General features: G+C 68.4%; 15 protein-coding genes and 1 pseudogene. 6 read left to right on the top strand and 10 right to left on the bottom strand.

All coding sequences use genetic code 11. The features are described from left to right. Positions 1–23: 23 nt before the first annotated feature. Positions 24–743, bottom strand: coding sequence for an IS6 family transposase (locus OG734_RS00450; RefSeq protein ID WP_330285455.1), 720 nt, complete (start codon positions 741–743; stop codon positions 24–26). Positions 744–848: 105 nt separating this feature from the next. Here OG734_RS00450 and OG734_RS00445 point away from each other — a divergent pair, with 105 nt between their 5' ends. Continuing rightward, positions 849–1,655 (top strand): HD domain-containing protein, encoded by an 807-nt coding sequence (locus OG734_RS00445; RefSeq protein WP_330285454.1) that lies wholly within the window; start codon positions 849–851, stop codon positions 1,653–1,655. Between the two features lie 523 nt (positions 1,656–2,178). Next, on the top strand, positions 2,179–3,111 hold the full coding sequence (locus tag OG734_RS00440; protein WP_330285453.1) for a ParB/RepB/Spo0J family partition protein: 933 nt from the start codon (positions 2,179–2,181) through the stop codon (positions 3,109–3,111). Between the two features lie 709 nt (positions 3,112–3,820). On the opposite strand, the gene OG734_RS00435 is transcribed toward OG734_RS00440, so the two are convergent. Further along, positions 3,821–4,018: a hypothetical protein gene (locus tag OG734_RS00435; protein ID WP_330285452.1), complete on the bottom strand. Its 198-nt coding sequence runs from the start codon at positions 4,016–4,018 to the stop codon at positions 3,821–3,823. Between the two features lie 91 nt (positions 4,019–4,109). On the opposite strand from OG734_RS00435, the gene OG734_RS00430 reads away from it, so the two are divergent. Continuing rightward, a complete protein-coding gene (locus tag OG734_RS00430) occupies positions 4,110–4,301 on the top strand; it encodes a hypothetical protein (protein ID WP_330285451.1) in 192 nt (63 codons plus the stop codon). Here OG734_RS00430 and OG734_RS00425 read toward each other — a convergent pair. From OG734_RS00425 to mppP, 4 genes are all read right to left on the bottom strand, one after another. Continuing rightward, positions 4,281–5,399, bottom strand: a complete 1,119-nt coding sequence (locus OG734_RS00425) for a prephenate dehydrogenase (protein ID WP_330285450.1) — start codon at positions 5,397–5,399, stop codon at positions 4,281–4,283. The two genes, OG734_RS00430 and OG734_RS00425, sit on opposite strands and share 21 nt — an antisense overlap. Before the next feature lie 103 nt (positions 5,400–5,502). Beyond that, positions 5,503–6,336: an enduracididine biosynthesis enzyme MppR gene (mppR, locus tag OG734_RS00420; RefSeq protein ID WP_330285449.1), complete on the bottom strand. Its 834-nt coding sequence runs from the start codon at positions 6,334–6,336 to the stop codon at positions 5,503–5,505. Further along, complete coding sequence (gene mppQ / locus OG734_RS00415) at positions 6,333–7,592, bottom strand: enduracididine biosynthesis enzyme MppQ (protein WP_330285448.1); 1,260 nt, start codon at positions 7,590–7,592, stop codon at positions 6,333–6,335. The genes mppR and mppQ overlap by 4 nt, the downstream gene beginning before the upstream one ends. Then, on the bottom strand, positions 7,592–8,752 hold the full coding sequence (gene mppP / locus OG734_RS00410; protein WP_330285447.1) for an enduracididine biosynthesis enzyme MppP: 1,161 nt from the start codon (positions 8,750–8,752) through the stop codon (positions 7,592–7,594). Before mppP ends, mppQ begins: the two co-directional genes overlap by 1 nt. Before the next feature lie 528 nt (positions 8,753–9,280). Between mppP and OG734_RS00405 the strand changes: the two genes are divergently transcribed. Continuing rightward, positions 9,281–10,159 (top strand): ParB/RepB/Spo0J family partition protein, encoded by an 879-nt coding sequence (locus OG734_RS00405; protein ID WP_330285446.1) that lies wholly within the window; start codon positions 9,281–9,283, stop codon positions 10,157–10,159. Between the two features lie 21 nt (positions 10,160–10,180). On the opposite strand, the gene OG734_RS00400 is transcribed toward OG734_RS00405, so the two are convergent. From OG734_RS00400 to OG734_RS47810, 3 genes and pseudogenes are all read right to left on the bottom strand, one after another. Next, complete coding sequence (locus tag OG734_RS00400; RefSeq protein ID WP_330285445.1) at positions 10,181–10,336, bottom strand: hypothetical protein; 156 nt, start codon at positions 10,334–10,336, stop codon at positions 10,181–10,183. Positions 10,337–10,496: 160 nt separating this feature from the next. After that, a pseudogene (locus tag OG734_RS47815) lies at positions 10,497–10,964 on the bottom strand (IS630 family transposase); the annotation flags it as partial. Further along, a complete protein-coding gene (locus OG734_RS47810; RefSeq protein WP_443065053.1) occupies positions 10,961–11,071 on the bottom strand; it encodes a hypothetical protein in 111 nt (36 codons plus the stop codon). The gene OG734_RS47810 and the pseudogene OG734_RS47815, both read right to left, overlap by 4 nt. Positions 11,072–11,416: 345 nt before the next feature. On the opposite strand from OG734_RS47810, the gene hppD reads away from it, so the two are divergent. After that, positions 11,417–12,487 (top strand): 4-hydroxyphenylpyruvate dioxygenase, encoded by a 1,071-nt coding sequence (gene hppD, locus OG734_RS00390; protein WP_330285443.1) that lies wholly within the window; start codon positions 11,417–11,419, stop codon positions 12,485–12,487. A gap of 16 nt (positions 12,488–12,503) precedes the next feature. Beyond that, positions 12,504–14,918: an aminotransferase class I/II-fold pyridoxal phosphate-dependent enzyme gene (locus OG734_RS00385; RefSeq protein WP_330285442.1), complete on the top strand. Its 2,415-nt coding sequence runs from the start codon at positions 12,504–12,506 to the stop codon at positions 14,916–14,918. Between the two features lie 79 nt (positions 14,919–14,997). Here OG734_RS00385 and OG734_RS00380 read toward each other — a convergent pair whose 3' ends face one another. Continuing rightward, positions 14,998–16,497, bottom strand: a complete 1,500-nt coding sequence (locus OG734_RS00380) for a tryptophan 7-halogenase (RefSeq protein ID WP_330285441.1) — start codon at positions 16,495–16,497, stop codon at positions 14,998–15,000. Positions 16,498–16,503 lie beyond the last annotated feature (6 nt).

Here is a 16,503-nt window from a genome sequence, read left to right as displayed (position 1 = left end):
GGAGTCGGGTTCCGGCTGTGTGCTTACGGCGCGGTGGGCAGGCCGGCAACGCCGGTGATCTGCTCCCAGATCGCGAAGCGGACGGTCATCTCGGCTCGATAGCCGGCAGCGGTCATCAGATGGCGGCGGGGCCGGAAGTGGGGCGAGATGCCGCTGAACGCGGACAGGAACCGCTGGGCTGAGCCGATGCTGCGGAAGCCTTTCATCGCGCGTTCTCGCTGTCTGGTGGGCTGGTGACTGTTCTCCGCCCGGTTGTTCAGGTACTTCGACTGCCGGTGCTCGACGGAGGGCATGATCTCGCGGTGGGCCGCGCCGTAGGAGCGGAGCCTGTCGGTGACGATCACCCGCGGCACCGCACCCGTGTTCTTCAGCAGGCGGCGGAAGAAGCGTTTGGCCGCGGCGGTGTCCCGCCGGTTCTGCACGAGGATGTCGAGCAGCATCCCGTCCTGGTCTACGGCCCGCCACAGGTACCGCAACCGCCCGTTGATCTTGATGAAGACCTCGTCCAGGTGCCACTTGTCACCAGGCCGGGGCTGCCGGCGGCGCAGCGCGTTGGCGTAGTCCTGCCCGAACTTGGCGCACCAGCGGCGGATGGTCTCGTACGAGACGGCGATCCCGCGCTCGAGCATGAGCTCCTCGACCTCGCGAAATGACAGTGGGAAGCGGAAGTACAGCCACACGCAGTGGGAGATGATCTCGTCCGGGTACCGGTGCCCCTTGTACGACGGCGACACGGACCCCACGAACAGCCCCCTCCAACACGATCAACCAGAAGATCATCCCATCCAGTCAACCAACGTGACAGCGCCGTTCCATCTGTTGGATGTGGCGGCGGTCGCCGGTGAGGTGTGGGACCGGTTCTGACGCGTGGTCAGCGGCGGCTGATCGCCGACGGGCTGGGCGTGACGGTGGCGGAGGCCCGGTGCCTGGTGATGTTTTTCGCCGGTCTGCATGATCTGGGTAAGTTGTCGTCCTTCCAGGAGTGGGAGGCGCATCCCTGGGCGCGGGTGAGTGAGGTGCTGCGGGCGGACACGCATGGCTGGCGGAGCATGCCGCACGAGCGGGCCTCCATGCACCGTGTGCTGCAGCTGCTGGCGGAGGCCGGCTATGAGACGGACACGTCGGACAGTGCGGGGGTGCTGGTGGCGCAGATGCTGGGCGGGCACCACGGCCGGTTCCTGCAGCTCGACATCGACGGCGCGGCCAGAGCGTCCCGGGTCAACCTGGTTCTGGGCGGCCCCGCGTGGCAGGATCTGCGCCGTCGCTACTTCGCCCTGGTGCGTCATCTGACCGGCGCCACCATGGTGCCCTTGCGGGTGTCGGTGCCGGCCGCGGTACTGATCACCGGGGTCGGTGTGATCGCGGACCGGCTGGCCAGCCAGCGCCACTACTGGCTGCCGGAAGCGCAAGCACCCGCCTTCGGTGCAGGCGAGCACTACGCGCAGGCCGTCAAGGGCGCCCCGGCCCTGCATGACGAGTCCGGTCTGCCCCGCGTCACACTCCCTCCGGCGTCCTTCGCCCAGGCCCACCGCGGTCTGACCGCACCGAACGACCTGCAGGCCTCCCTGATCAGGCAGCTCACCAGCCCAGGGATGATGTGGGGGAGGGTGTGGCTGCGCGTGGTCATGTCCTCGGTATGTCGACTGGGTAGGTGATGTTGTCCTCAGCGAGGACAAGTCCCAGGTCGCAACCCGCGATTCGCCTGCTGTGCTCGCTGCTGTCTGTGGCCTGATCCGCGATTCGCCTGCTGTGCTCGCTGCCGTCCCGCTCCGGACGCCGTCGGGTCCTCGCTCTCTGCGGCATCACATGATCGACCGGCCGTCGGGGGCGAACGCCGGGGCCTGCCCCCCGGGTCCCGTTCATTCCTGTCGGCCACCTGTGCGTAACAAGTTGATAACAGACGCTGTCGGGCGGAACTATGCGGATCGGTATGGAAGGCGTCTGGACATAGCACTGAGCAGTTGTGATTCTTGAAGTCGTACACGCAAGCTGGCACGTCGTCCATCGCGCCCACCAGTCGGTTATCTGCGGTCTCTGTCGCGCGACGGTGACCGGAGGCGGGTACTCTAGGGGGAAAACATGAACGGCTCAAAGGGAGTGCGAAGAGATTTACCTTTGGCTGCACAGGTCGAAGTAAGGTTAGCGGAGGTCGCCCGGGAACGGTCGACGGAATCCGAAATGGTCACGGTGGAAATAGCGTCCTTGGTGCCTGGTGATTCTCTGCGGTCCAATGGTGTCGAGCAGGCCCACGTCGTGGCGCTGGCGGAAGTGGACGGGCTGCTCCCGCCGATCCTCGTCCATCGAAGGACCATGCGGGTCATCGACGGAATGCATCGGCTCTTCGCGGCTCTGCTGCAGGGCCGGCAGACGATCGAGGTCGAACTGTTCGACGGAACGCAGGAAGAGGCCTTTCTGCGTGCCGTCCGGGCGAACGTGGTGCACGGACTTCCGCTGTCGCTGGCCGACCGCCGGGCCGCCGCCGCGCGGATCATGGCGTCCCACCCGCACATGTCGGACAGAGCGATCGCGCGGGCCTCGGGGCTGGGGGCCAAGACCGTCGCCTCCATGCGGCACAGTTCAGCTGCTGCTGTGCCGCAGTTGAACACCCGGGTCGGCCGTGACGGCAGGGTTCGGCCCCTGAATGCGCTCGAAGGGCGGCGCAGGGCCGTGGCGGTGCTGGCCGAGCACCCCGATGCGTCGTTGCGTGAGGTCGCCCGACTGTCCGGGGTCTCGCCCGCGACGGTCAGCGACGTGCGCAGGCGGCTGGCGGCGGGGGAGTCCCCCTTGCCGCCGGGGCCGGAACCGGACGAAGTGCCCGGAATGGAAAGGGGCGGAGTCCCCCATCAGCGAGCGGGATCGGACTCCCGTAGCAATCCGAACTGCGTGGATCCGGTCTCCGTTCTGGAGAAGCTTTTGCGTGACCCTTCCCTGCGTCACAAGGAAGGGGGCCGTCAGCTCCTGCATCTACTCCGCCAGAATGCGGTCGGTGTTCAGGATCTGGTGGATCTCTCCGGCGCCGTACCTCCCCATTGCCGGTCCCTGATAATAAATCTCGCACGACATTACAGGGATGCCTGGCAGGGATTCGCGGAGGTTCTGGATTCGGTCTGAACATTTTTGGGGCGTTGGAAAAGGATACGTGAACTTGTTCCTGTTCCGGTAATTCCAATTGCCGTGCTGCTGGTGAATTCTTTTCCTCTTCTGTTCCCGCTTTGATCGTTCATGAGTCCTCGTTGGTGTTGTGCTGACGGGGACTCTGTGTTTGCGAGGCGCGGTCTTTTCGGGCTGGGGGAGGTTGACGGCCCGGTTGAGGTGGCTGGTCAGCCGCAGCCCGTCGACGTCGGTGAAGCGCAGCTGGGCGCCGGGGTGCGGCCGTTCCTTGCCGGCGATCAGCCTCATGAGTTTCGGCCATGTGCTCAGGTGTGGCATGTCGGTGATCTTTGCGGCCCAGGCGCCGGGCCGCTGGGTGCCGCCGGCGTTGTAGGCCGGTGTCCACGTCTTCTTCGGGTTTTTCAGGACGGCCTGGTGGATGGTGTCGGTGATGGTCATTTTGACGGAATGCGACAGCCACCGGCCCCGGCGGGAGAGCCGGTCGAGGAAGGGGTGGGTGCCGTCGGCGGAGTCGGTGCGGACCTTGCCGTCGAGGGCAAGACCGTACGCGGCAGCCGCACCGGCGGCCAGAACGCCGTGCACCTCCTGGCCGCTGTCCTGCACGAGCCCCGGACAGTGATCTCCAGCGGCGGATTGGCGCGAAGAGCAACGAAATCCCCGCCTTCGCATTTTCGTCGTCAAGGGCAACCAGAACAAGCTCGGCCGCCGGCTACGGCGACTGCCCTGGTGTGCAGTCCCGCTCCAGCACCGCACCCGCGCACGGGCGTAGGGGCGAGGCGAGATACGCCGCCTCAAGGTCTGTACCGTCCAGCCGGGCCTGCTCCTTCCGCATGCCGTCCGGGCCGTCGAGGTCAAACGCCGCCGCACGAGCCGCACGACCGGGGGCACCACCATCAAGACGATCCATGCGGTCACCAGTCTCACCGCCGAGCAGGCCGCCGCGTCCCGGCTCGCCGGACTGATTCCGCGGGCACTGGCAGGTCGAGGCGCTGCACCACGTGCGGGAGGTGACCTTCGCCGAGGACGCTTCCCGCGTCCGCACCGGCATTGCGCCCCGCGCGACGGCGGCCCTGCGCAACCTCGCCGTCGGCCTCATCCGCCAGGCCGGCGGGGCGGACATTGCCGCAGCCACCGACCACTGCCGGTCGCGAACCGACCACGCGCTCCGACTACTCGGTCTTGAAGCCTGAGAACGCATCAGCCCTGGTGACGGCCCAGGTGCCGCCTGAGCCCAACCACCGGGACAGCTCCGCCGCCGCATCCTTTTGCACGACCAGTTCGACGAGGCCGCGAGTGTGCTCCCACGAGTGCTCGATCCGGACGTCCTCGATGTTGACGCCGAGCTCGCCGATCGAGGTGAACAGTTCGGCAAGGGCGCCCGGCTTGTCGGAGATGGTCACGGCGACGGTCGCGAGCTCGGTCCGGCGCGCACCCGGCTTGCGCGCGATCCTGGCGCATCCTCGGTTCCCTTGCCGCAACAACTCCTCGAGGTCTTCCTGCGCCCGCGCGCGCTTCGCCGGGTCGCCGTCACCGGCGGCGCGCAGGGCGTCGATGGCCCGGCCCAGGCCGGAGGCGAACGCGTCGAGGACGTCTGCCACGGCCGCGGCGTTGGAGGTGAGGATGTCTCCCCAGAGGCGGGCGTCGCCGGCGGCGATCCGGGTGACGTCCGCGACGCCCTGCCCCGACAGCCGGACGCTGTCCTGCGGCGCGTGTTCCAGGCGCGCTGCCAGCAAGGAGGAGATCAGATGCGGCGCGTGCGAGACCAGGGCCACCGCATGGTCGTGCATACCGGCGTCCATGACCACCGGCATGGCGTCGCACAGCGCCACCAGTTCCAGCGCGCGGTTCAGCACGTCCTGTCCGGTCGACTCCGAGGGGGTGAGCACCCACGGACGCCCCTCGAAGAGATCGGCCCGGGCCGCGAGTGGCCCGGAGCGCTCGGTGCCGGCCAGCGGATGGCTGCCTATGTAGCTGGCGGGGTCGGCCCGCTGCGCGCGTACGTCGTCGTGCGGGACCTGCTTGACGCTGGCGACATCGACGTAGGCCCGAGCCAGTCGGCTGCCCTGGACGCGCGCGAGCACGCTTCCGACCTGCGCGGGCGGCACGGCCAGCACCGCCAGGTCGACCGGTCGGTCCGGCGTCTGCAGGGAACCGGCGCCCATGGCCTCGGCCGTCTTGGCCGCCGCCCGGTCGACGTCCTCCAAGTGCACGCTGATCCCGCGCCGGGTCAGCGCGAGCGCCACGGAAGTGCCAATGGCTCCGGTGCCGATGACTGTCGTGGTGTTCATCGCGCTCCCCTGTGTGCGGTGATACGGGATCGGCTCGACGGCGTGTCGTGCCGGGACTGGTGAGAGAACCCCCTCTTAAGGGGCCATGAGGAATCGCAAGCCGCTACTCGCGGAGGAGCCGACCGCCGTGCAACGTCTCTCCGTACGTGAACACATAACCGGTGCGCACTTCCAAAGGCGAGAGCGAGGCGAAGTCCTCCCCCAGCCGGTCGAGGTATGTGAGGTGTCCGGGACCGCTCCAGATCAGGGAGAACTCGACGTCGCTCACCTCCGAGGCGACCAGCTGGGTCCGCGGCGGGGCGGACGGCACCCACTCCGGAAACACAAGGCTGTGCGCCAGAGGGACGTCGTGCAGCGCCGGGGGCCGCTCGGTGGAGCGCTCGATCGTAACCGACGCCTCCACCGAGCGTCGCCCGTGGACGGACAGGGCGCCGTCGAAGCGCCCGCCGGGAGCGAGCCGCGAACCCGCCCGGCCCACGGTGACCGGTCTGGTCCGGTGGATGGCGCCGAACTGCTTGGGCATGCCCTGGACCCAACCGCGCATCATCGGTACGGGCTGGTCGACCCAGGCGAAGGGACAGCGCGCCATCGGCCGGCCCTCGAACGTACACGAGAGAAGGATCAGGAACTCGGAGAACTGGCAGACGGCCGGGTCGGCCAGTTCCGCACCGTCCTGGGAGCACCACTGCCAGGTCGCGAAGACGGCTGCCGCGGCGCCCGGATCCGCTCCGGGGTCGAGGCCCGGCGGCAGGAAGCGCCGGGCGGCATCAGGGTCGACACGGTAGTCGACCATCAGGATCTCGCCGCAGAAGTGCCACGGCGGGGGTGTGAGCATGGACGCCTTCCCCGAGGGGGAGAGCGGAAGGCTGTACCCGATGGGGCCGACGGTGCCCGGGGCAGCCGGCGTGTGCCCATCGCGGTGCGCGGTGGTCGTCATGATGTCACTCCGATCTGATGGCCCGGCGGGTCGCTGGACCATGCCGTGCCCAGCCGATGTGCGGCGCGTTCGAGCAGAGCGGGCGGATTGAAGCTGAAGGCCAGACGCACGCTCGGTACCTGGGTGGTGCCGAAGCGGCGACCGGCGGCCACCCTGACACCGGCCCCCTCTGCCCGGGCGAGGAGGTCGTCCTCACCGAGTCCGAGGTCACTCTGGAGCCAGAGGAAGAACCCCCCCTGCGGACGGTGAATCCGTATCCGGTCGTCCGTCGCTTCCCGCAGGGCGCCCACGAGCGCGTCGCGCCGCTGTCTCAGTAGTGAGCGCAGCGCGCCGAGATGCTGGTCGTAGCCGCCGTCGGCCAGCAGGCCGCTCACGGCGAGCGAGGTGATGTGGTTCAGCGAGCCCCCGCTGACGAACAGCCCGTGCGACGCGATCCGTTCGGCCAGTGCCGGATCCGTCACCAGCCAGCCCAGCCGGAGCCCCGGCCCCAAAGTCTTGGAGAAGCTGCACAGCCGCACCACGCCCCGGTACCCGGCGAGGGCCGCCAGCGACGGTGACGGCGCCGGATCGTCCGTCAGGACCAGTTCGCCGTAGGCGTCGTCCTCCACGACCAGGACACCGCGTTCCGCCGCCACCTGCAGCAGTCGGTGCCGACGCTCCAACGGCATCGTGGCGCCCGTCGGATTGTGGTGGGTCGGGGTGAGGTACACGAACGCGACGCGCCCCCGCGCACCGGCACCGTCCGGCGCACCCTCCGCGAGGGCGCGGTCGAGTGCGTCGGGCAGCATGCCCGACTCGTCCATGGCAACCCGCCGGGGCCGCAGCGCGCAGTCCCGGAAGATCCGCTGTCCGAGGTCGTAGCCGAGGGCCTCCACGAGCACCGTGTCGCCGGGGGCCGCGAGCGAGGTCGCCAGCAGGTAGAGGGCCTGGGACGTGCCTGCGGTGACGACCACGTGCTCCGGCCCGCAGGGACGCCCTCCCTGGGCGGTGGCCCGGGCGGCAAGTTGGGCGCGCAGCGGCAGGGCGCCCGGATTGTGTCCGTACCCGAGTGCCGCCGATCCGTACTCCTCCAGCGCGCGTGCGTAGGCGTCCCGGATCACTCCCACGGGCAGGAGCGCCGGTTCGATGTACCCGGGCCCCAGATCGAGAACCCCCCAGGGGGTGACCTCCTGCACGACACCGCGACGCCACTGCCGCGTGTGGGACAGCGAGTGCGCGCTGCCGTACGGGAGGTCCCGTTGGCGGACCGGAGCCATCAGCGCGGTGTCAGTACGTGGCGCAGCGTCCGTACGCACTGGGTCAGCGGGGCGGACGCCCGCGCCAGTGCCAGCCGCAGCGTACGGTCGCCGCGCGCCTGGTCCGCCCAGTAGAAGGGCCGGCACGGCAGGGCGTAGATGTTGTGCTCGCGCAACGCCTCCCAGGCCTGGGTCCCCGTCATGTGCTTGAGCAGCACCCGCTCGACACTGGCCCGGCTGTCCGGATCGGGCACGCCGACGGTGGGCAGGCCGGCCAGTTCGGAGCGCACGACGGCTCGCTGTGCGGCGATGAACGTGTGCAGTTCTGCCAGACCGCCGGCGGCGGCGTCCTCGGAGAAGCGCCGGACCATCCCGAGGATCAACGGGGAGACGCCGAGCAGGATGTCGGAGTAGATCTTCCCGACCGGCAGGCCCAGGTTCTCGGAGCGGACCAGCATGCCGACCTTGAGATCGAGGGTGGGCCACAGCTTGCCGGTGTCCTCGATGACGACCCAGGACACGCCGCTGGCGTCGAGGATCTCGTAGTGGTCGTAGTGGGCGCGGGTGTCGAAGCCGCGGAAGGAGGTGTCGAGAGCGAGTACGACGCCGTACTCGGCGCACTGCTCGGCCAGCCGACGCAGCCGTTCCGCGGACATCACCCGGCCCGTCGGGTTGTTGGGCGTGGTGACGAAGACGCAGCCCACGCTCTTCAGCAGGCTCGGAGCCAGGTCGTCGCCGTGCAGCGGGTCCTCCTCCAGGGGGACCAGCTTCAGACCGTTGCCGCGCAGCAGGTCGGCGATGTTGTCGAAGGTGGGGTGGACCAACGCCACGGAGTCGATGGCGCAGGCCAGCGCCCGGGAGACGATCTCCATGGCCACCGACGAGGAGTAGCAGCTCAGCACGCGGCCGGGCGCGGTCGGATAGCGGTGCTGGCCGAGGGACTTGAAGAACGCCGCGTGGGCCTCGCGCTCGAGCTCCTCGACCGGGCGCTTCTCGCCCTCCTCGAAAAGCAGCGGGAGATCGTTGACGATCTTGCTCTGCCCGGGTGTGAGCGGCTGTCGGGCGTGCCCGTCCGCGATGTTGAACTCGCTGTTGAGGGCGAGGAATTCGAATTGCGTGAGGTTTTCCGCGCCTGATCCGGCTTGCGCGGCGTGGGCCTTGCCTTGCAGTGTTCCGGGCACAGGTATGCCTCTCTGAGATGTCGGGTTCCCCAGAAGCGGGACGGACGGACGGACGCACGCACGTCGGACGCCGTGCGGGGGAGTGCGAGGGGAGGCCGTGTCCGCCGGCCGGCCGGTACATGACGCGCGAGCGTCCTGGCCACAGCGGAGTTCCAGCGGCGGTTCAGCCGCCTGGTGCCGATTTTCTGGGCACAGAAGATCCTCACGTAATTGGCCACCCACTCTGCGGTCGCCCCAGAATGCCCCATGCGGCGAGCAGAGGGCACCGAAAGGCTCGAACGGAAAATGCCTGCCCCCGTGTTCAACTGCGGCACGGCAGCAGTCAAACACAGTGGCGGCACACCGAATCACTGAGGCATGGTGAGCTGACGGTGGCACGGGTGTGGTTCTCGCCAGATCCTAAGGAGTCGGACGTTGCAGCCAGCACTGAACCACGACGACCTGCATTCGATAGAAGAAGTCGAAATAAGTACGCTCTCCATTGGAGACTCCCCGCGAATTGCCGGTGAGAGCCCGGAGCATGTGGAAATGCTGGCAGCCACCGGCGCCCCGCTTCCACCGATCATGGTGCACCGGCCCACCACGCGGGTCATCGACGGCATGCACCGGCTCCGGGCCGCGATGTTGCTGGGCTGCAAGACGATCGCGGTGAGGTACTTCGACGGCACCGAGGAGGACGCCTTCGTCCTCGCCGTGAAGTCGAACATCACGCACGGCCTGCCGCTCTCGGCGGCCGACCGCAGACAGGCCGCCGAGCGCATCATCGCCACTCATCCCCGATGGTCGGACCGGATGATCGCCTCGGTCGTCGGCACGTCCGCCAAGACGGTCGCCGAGATCCGCCGCAACACCGGCGTCGGTGCCACGGCGGAACTCACCCGCATCGGCCGGGACGGCAGGATCCGGCCCGTCGACGTGAGCGAGGGCCGGAAGCTGGCCCACGACATGATCGTGCGCGATCCCAGCCTGTCGCTGCGTCAGATCGCCCGGGCCGCGGGGATCTCGCCGGAGACGGTCAGGGACGTCAGACACCGGATGCTCCGCGGAGAGGACCCGGTGCCCAGGGCGCGGCCGCGCAACCTCGTGGAGCGGGGCGCCCGCGACCGTACCGGCGGCCACCGGGCCGACCTCACCAAGAAGGCCCCCGCCGAATGCGAGGTGAAGCCGCCGCCGGCGGTCGTGGTGAAGCGACTGAGAGCCGATCCCGCGCTACGCCTCAACGAGAACGGGCGTGATCTGCTGCGGCTGCTGAACATCCACACCGTTCGGTCGGAGGACTGGAACAGAATCGTCGAAAGCGTTCCGCCGCACCGTATGGAGACGGTGGCCCAGTTGGCGCGCTCCTGCGCCGAGAAATGGTCCGAGATCGCATCACGCATCGAACGCAATGCATCACATCTGACCTAGTCTCTCGTGAATCCGTTTGCATCACTTTGAGTTGTTTGCGACGAGTTTCTTGACGTTGGTCTGGACGAGTCGGACCTTCGTCAAGATCTCTTCGGCAGTTGCGGTCCAGGTGAATGGTTTGGCCTCGGAGTTCCATGAGCCGACGTAGTCGCGGATCTGCTTGATCAGGACGTTCACGCCGGAGAACGTGCCGCGGCGGATCGACTGGCGGGTCAGGATTCCGAACCAGGTCTCGATTCGGTTGATCCAGGAAGACCCGACGGGGGTGGAGTGGAAAGTGGACGTGGGTGGAGAGGTTGTCCAGGACGACGTGGATCTCCTTGCCCGCGTGCGGTTTCACCGCCTTCTTCGGGAAGACCAGGAAGTTCTTGCCGTTCCGGATCGGCTTGCACTCGCCGACGACCTCTCCGGTGCCGACGTTGAGTGCGGCGAACAGGTTCGTGGTGCCGTGCCGGACGTAGTCGTGCGTGCGTGTCTCAGTGGCCGCGAAGGTGACGGGCAGCACCGGCTGGGTCCGGTCCAGCGCCTGGACCTGCGTCTTCTCGTCGATGGACAGCACGACCACGCCGCCCGGGGCGAGGCAGAGGCCGACGGCATCGGCGACCTTGTCCGCGAACGCGGGGTCCTTCGAAATCTTGAGGGTGCCATTGCGGTGCTTGAGATTTTCCTCGCGCCAGATCCGCGCAACGTAGTGCCAGGACACGGTGACGTTCTCGGTCCGCTTCAGATACGTCGCCAGCTCGCGTGTGGACCAGTGCGAAAGACCGGTGACGGCCGGCGGCGTCATGCGCGTCAGCGCGATCACCCGAGCCCGAATCTCCGCGCCGGAACCTGCTCCCTGGCCCCGCCGGGCCGGTCGCCTTCCAGACCGGCCGGCCCGTGCTCGGCATGACGAGCCTTCCAGTGGTCCACGGTCGGCAGCGACACCCCGAGCAGCTCGGCAGTCCTTGCGCCGGCGTCCCTCGCCCGACCACAGGACGATCCGGGCCCGCATGGCTATATCCGCGGGCACGTCCCGACTGTTCACCAACTCCCGCAACTCGGCGGCCTGTTTCACAGAGAGCTCCATACCAAGACAACGAGCCAAGCGAGATCAAGTAGGGCTGACGGAATCACGAGACACTAGTCGAACGACGAGATCCGGGATGTTTTCCAAGCGCCATGAAGGCGCACGTGGACGGACTGTCGAGGAAAGCCGTTCACGTGCGTTCCGTGAATCGCTCGATGAAGTGTCGAGAAACCCTTGTGGAGGCTTCAATGGAGATACGGTCGATCGATCACGTCGAAATGTTCGTCGAGGACGCGGAGGAGACAGCGGGTCAGCTGTGCGACTCCTTCGGCTTCACACTGGCCGGCCGTGGCGGTGCGGGCACCGGCCTGCGCGACTGTGAGTCGGTCCTGCTGCGCCAGAACGACATCGCCCTGCTGCTGACCACGGCCACCCACGGCGATCATCGTGCCGCCGAGTACGTCAAGCGGCACGGCGACGGCGTCGGGGTGATCGGCATCGGAGTGGACGACGCGCACAGCGCGTTCGCTGAAGCCGTGGAGCGCGGAGCCGTCCCGACGGCCCCGCCCGAGGAGTTCGGACCCGCGGGCGCGTGTGTCACCTTCGCGTCGGTGACGGGGTTCGGCGACGTGGAGCACCGATTCGTCTCCCGAGACAACCCCGAGGGGCCGTTCGCGCCCGTCATCCAGGAGACCGGCCCCCGCGAGTCCGGCGGCATACTGAAGCGGGTGGACCACTTCGCGGTCTGTGTGCCGGCCGGTGAGCTGAACGAGACGGTCCGCCGCTACTGGGAGGTGTTCGGCCTCAGCCAGACGTTTGAGGAACGGATCGTCGTGGGCTCGCAGGCCATGGACTCCAAGGTCGTCCAGAACGACTCCGAGACGGTCACGTTCACGGTCATCGAGCCCGACACCACCCGCGCCTCGGGGCAGATCGACGCGTTCGTCGAGTCCCACGGCGGGGCCGGTGTGCAGCACGTCGCGTTCCTCACCGACGACATCACCACCGCCGTGCGCACCAGCGCCGAGCGAGGGGTGCGTTTCCTCACCACGCCGCCGAGCTACTACGAGATGCTGCCCGCCCGGCTGGGCCAGATCGGCGTGCCGGTGGACGAGCTCAGCGCGCTCCACATTCTCGCCGACCGTGACCCGTCGGGGATCATGCTGCAGATCTTCACCGAGTCGACGCATCCGAGGCGGACCCTGTTCTGGGAACTGATCGACCGCCGCGGGGCCCACACATTCGGCAGCAACAACATTCAGGCTCTGTACGAGGCCGTGGAGCGCCAGCAGGCGGCCGAAACCGCCCGCCTGGTATGAGGGGCGGCAGTCCTCGATGGAATTGTCGCTCGGTGAATTCGCGTCGCTCGCTCAGGAAAAGCTGGATCCCTCCGTCTGGGATTTCATCGAAGGTGGCGCAGGTGAGGAACGGACGCTCGCCGCGAACACCGCGGCGTTCGACCGCGTACGGCTGCGGCCCTCGGTGCTGCGGGGGGCGAGCGACCCACGGACCGCCACCAGGATTCTGGGCCGGACCTGGGACGCCCCCCTGGCGGTCGCCCCGGTCGCCTACCACACGCTCGCGGACCCGGCCGGCGAACTGGCCACCGTCCGGGGGACAGCGGCCGCCGCCAGGGTCCCGGTCGTGATCAGCACCTTCGCGGGCCGCACCTTCGAGGAGATCGCGGCCGAGGCCGCCGTCCCCCTCTGGCTCCAGGTGTACTGCATGCGGGACCGCTCGATCACCCGCGACCTCATCGAGCGAGCCGCGAACGCGGGCTTCGAGGCCCTGGTCCTGACGGCCGACGCGCCGCACCTGGGCCGTCGGCTGCGGGACCTGCGCAATGACTTCCGGCTGCCCGCGGGCACGGTTCCCGCCAACCTCGCGGGGGACGGCTTCGCGGTGCCGTCCGCGCACTCCCGTACCGACTTCGATCCCGACCTGGACTGGTCGGTGCTGGACTGGCTGCGTTCGGTCTCGCCCCTGCCGGTCCTGGTCAAGGGGATCCTCACGGGAATAGACGCCGTGCGCGCGGCCGAAGCCGGAGCGGACGGCATCGTGGTCTCCAACCACGGGGGCCGTCAGCTCGACGGCGTGCCGGCGACGCTCGACGTCCTGCCCGAGGTCACGGCCGCGATCGACGGCCGCCTCCCCGTCCTGCTCGACGGCGGAGTGCGCCGGGGCCAAGACGTACTGGCGGCGCTCGCGCTCGGCGCCGACGCGGTCCTCCTCGGCCGACCGGTACTGCACGGCCTGGCGGCGGGCGGGGCCGACGGCGTGACCGGCGTTTTCTCCGTCCTCCTGGAGGAGTTGACCGATGCCATGTCGCTGGCCGGTCTGAAGACCGTCGCGGACATCGGCCCCGCTCTCGTAGGTACTGCCCCGCCCCACCCTCGCCGGGACGCCTCGGCAGCCGAGGCGGACGGGCACACGGGTGCCGAGGGCCGGCCCGGGCTGCGCGTCGCGGACCTGCACCCGAGCGTCGCCGATCCGGTCATGGACACCATGAACTTCCTCAACGAGGTGACGCTGCGTTACTCCGAGGCGGTGTCATTCGCTCCCGGTCGGCCGTACGCGGAGTTCTTCGAGACCGAGCAGGTCTTCCGTCACCTGCGCCGCTACATGGGCCACCTGGCCGAGCAGGGCCGCTCGTCCGCGCAGGTGCGTGACACGATGTTCCAGTACGGGCCGTCCGCCGGCCTGATCCGCGAGCTGATCGCCCACTCGCTGCGCGTGGACGAGGACATCGACGTGCCGCCTGAGTCGATCGTGGTGACGGTCGGCTGCCAGGAGGCGATGTTCCTGACGCTGCGTGCCCTCATGTCCGGCCCGAAGGACGTGCTGATGGTCTCCAGCCCGTGCTACGTGGGGATCACCGGTGCCGCCAGGCTGCTGGACGTCCCACTGGCCGCGGTCGAGGAAAGCGAGAACGGTCTGTCGTGCGACTTCCTGGAGGCCGCAGTCGAGGCAGAACGGGCGCGGGGCAGACGTCCGAAGGCCGTGTACGTCGTGCCGGACCACTCGAACCCCTCCGGCGCCACCATGCCGTTGGAGGCCAGGCTGGCCCTGCTGGACCTGGCCGAACGGCTCGACATCCTCGTCCTGGAGGACAGCCCGTACCGGCATGTCAGTCCGGGCACCCAAGTGGTGTCACTGAAGTCTCTCGACCGGACGCGGCGAGTGGTCCACCTCGGCTCGTACGCCAAGACCGTCTTCCCCGGGGCGCGGATCGGGTTCGCGGTCGCGGACCAGCCGGTGCTGGCACCGGACGGCAGCACGAGCCTCCTGGCAGACGAACTCGCCAAGATCAAGAGCATGATCACGGTGAACACCTCGCCGCTCAGTCAGGCGGTGGTGGCGGGAGCGCTGCTGGAGTCCGGCGGCCGCGTCTCGGAGCTGAACGCGCTGCCTGCCGCTCACTACGGGCAGGCCATGCGCTTCACCCTGGAATGCCTCGCACGGGAGTTCCCGGTCGAGCGCAGGACCCGCCTCAAGGTGAGCTGGAACGCGCCCAGCGGCGGCTTCTTCCTGACCCTGCACGTGCCGTTCCGTGCCGACAATGCCGCGCTGGCCCGGTCCGCGCAGGACTTCGGGGTCATCTGGACGCCGATGTCGTACTTCTATCCGCAGGGTGGCGGCCACCACACCATCAGGCTCTCCACCAGCTATCTCACGCACGCCGACATCGAGAAGGGCATATCCCGGCTGGCCCAGTTCATCGAGTGCGAGTGCGCGGGCCTGGTGGCCTGAACCGCGCAGACGACGCAGGGCCCCGCTCGCAGGAGCGGGGCCCTTTTTCCGTACTGCCCGAGTCCGCACAGCCGGACCGTCAAGCCTGGTTCGGCTCCTCCCAGAACATGCTGTCGGCCGAGGCGACGAGGCCGCCGTCGAAGACGGGGAACTCCTCGCCCGCGTACTCGCCCAGCTGGGCCCGGGTCTGCACCTGTGAGCCCTCCTGCATCGCCTGGCGCACCACCGACGACCGGAACAGCGGAGCCATGTTCTCCTCCCGCTGGTCGACCAGGGTATCGATGGCGTCCGCGAACTCCGCCGACCGCTGCTTGAGCCGGAGAGCACCCGACTCGGCGTCGGCGAGATCGAAGTCGCTGCTGGACATGCCGGCCACAAGCTCGACGAACGACTCGAGTTCGGCGTAGTTGCTGTTGATGACCTTCTTCGCCGACCAGAAGTAGGAGTCCTCGTCGACGTGCATGTCGTAGAACGAGGTCAAGAACTCGTAGAAGACGCCGTACTCGCGGCGGTAGCGCCCCTCGAACTCGTCGAAGGCCCGCTGCTCGCCGACCTTCCCCGCCAGGACACTGTTGATCGAGCGGGCCGCCAGCAGCGCGCTGTAGGTGGCCAGATGGACCCCGGAGGAGAACACCGGGTCGACGAAGCAGGCCGCGTCGCCGACGAGCACCATGCCCGGACGCCAGAAGTTGGTGTGGTGGTAGGAGTAGTCCTTGCGCACCCGCAGCTGCCCGTACTGGCCCTCCGTGACACGGGTGGCGTCGGCCAGGTGATCCTTGATCATCGGGCACTCGTCGATGAGGTTGCGCAGCGCGCTCTCCGGGTCGCCCTGGATCTTGGCCGCGTCCTCCTGGCGGACGACCGCGCCGACGCTGGTGAGCGTGTCGCTGAGCGGGATGTACCAGAACCAACCGCTGCCGAACGCGACGCACAGGATGTTGCCGGAGTTCGGCTGCGGCAGCCGCTTGCCGTTCTCGAAGTACCCGAACAGCGCCAGGCTGCGGAAGAAGTCCGAGTACTTCCGTGAGCCGCCGACCCGCTTGTGGATGCGGCTGGTGTTGCCCGAGGCGTCCACGACGTACCGGGTCGACACCTCGTGCTCGGAGCCGTCCGGGTCGGTGTACCGCAGCCCGCTCACCCGCCCGTCGTCGCTCTCCACGACATCGGTCACCGTGCGGTTCTGACGGACCTCGACGCCCTTGCGGGCCGCGTTGTCCAGCAGGATCTTGTCGAACTTGCTCCGCTCGACCTGGTAGGCGAACGAGGTCGGTCCGGAGACCTTGGAGGAGACGGAGAAGGCGAAGTTCCACGGCGTGGTGTTCGCGCCCCACCGGAACGTGCCGCCGCGCTTCTGGGGGAAGCCCGCCGCGGCGACTTCGTCGGTGACACCGAGCAGACGGCAGATGCCGTGAATGGTGGACGGGAGGAGCGACTCGCCGATCTGATACCTCGGGAAGGTCTCCTTCTCCAGCAGCAGGACTCTGTGCCCCTGCATGGCTACCAGTGACGAGAGCGTCGACCCCGACGGGCCACCGCCCACGACCACTACGTCGAACTCCTCGTGCTGTGCTGTGCTCATTCGGCC

The sequence above is a fragment of the Streptomyces sp. NBC_00576 genome (genome assembly GCF_036345175.1).
Classification (GTDB): domain Bacteria; phylum Actinomycetota; class Actinomycetes; order Streptomycetales; family Streptomycetaceae; genus Streptomyces.
The sequence above is the reverse complement of the archived record's forward strand: the minus strand, read 5'-3'. Positions and strand labels throughout refer to the sequence as shown.

Coding starts and splice junctions, on each gene's coding strand:
- hppD (WP_330285443.1), top strand. CDS start 11,417: ATGGAGATACGGTCGATCGATCACGTCGAAATGTTCGTCGAGGACGCG.
- OG734_RS00440 (WP_330285453.1), top strand. CDS start 2,179: ATGGTCACGGTGGAAATAGCGTCCTTGGTGCCTGGTGATTCTCTGCGG.
- OG734_RS00385 (WP_330285442.1), top strand. CDS start 12,504: ATGGAATTGTCGCTCGGTGAATTCGCGTCGCTCGCTCAGGAAAAGCTG.
- mppR (WP_330285449.1), bottom strand. CDS start 6,336: ATGACGACCACCGCGCACCGCGATGGGCACACGCCGGCTGCCCCGGGC.
- OG734_RS00405 (WP_330285446.1), top strand. CDS start 9,281: ATGCTGGCAGCCACCGGCGCCCCGCTTCCACCGATCATGGTGCACCGG.
- mppQ (WP_330285448.1), bottom strand. CDS start 7,592: ATGGCTCCGGTCCGCCAACGGGACCTCCCGTACGGCAGCGCGCACTCG.
- OG734_RS00380 (WP_330285441.1), bottom strand. CDS start 16,497: ATGAGCACAGCACAGCACGAGGAGTTCGACGTAGTGGTCGTGGGCGGT.
- OG734_RS00425 (WP_330285450.1), bottom strand. CDS start 5,399: ATGAACACCACGACAGTCATCGGCACCGGAGCCATTGGCACTTCCGTG.
- OG734_RS00435 (WP_330285452.1), bottom strand. CDS start 4,018: ATGGATCGTCTTGATGGTGGTGCCCCCGGTCGTGCGGCTCGTGCGGCG.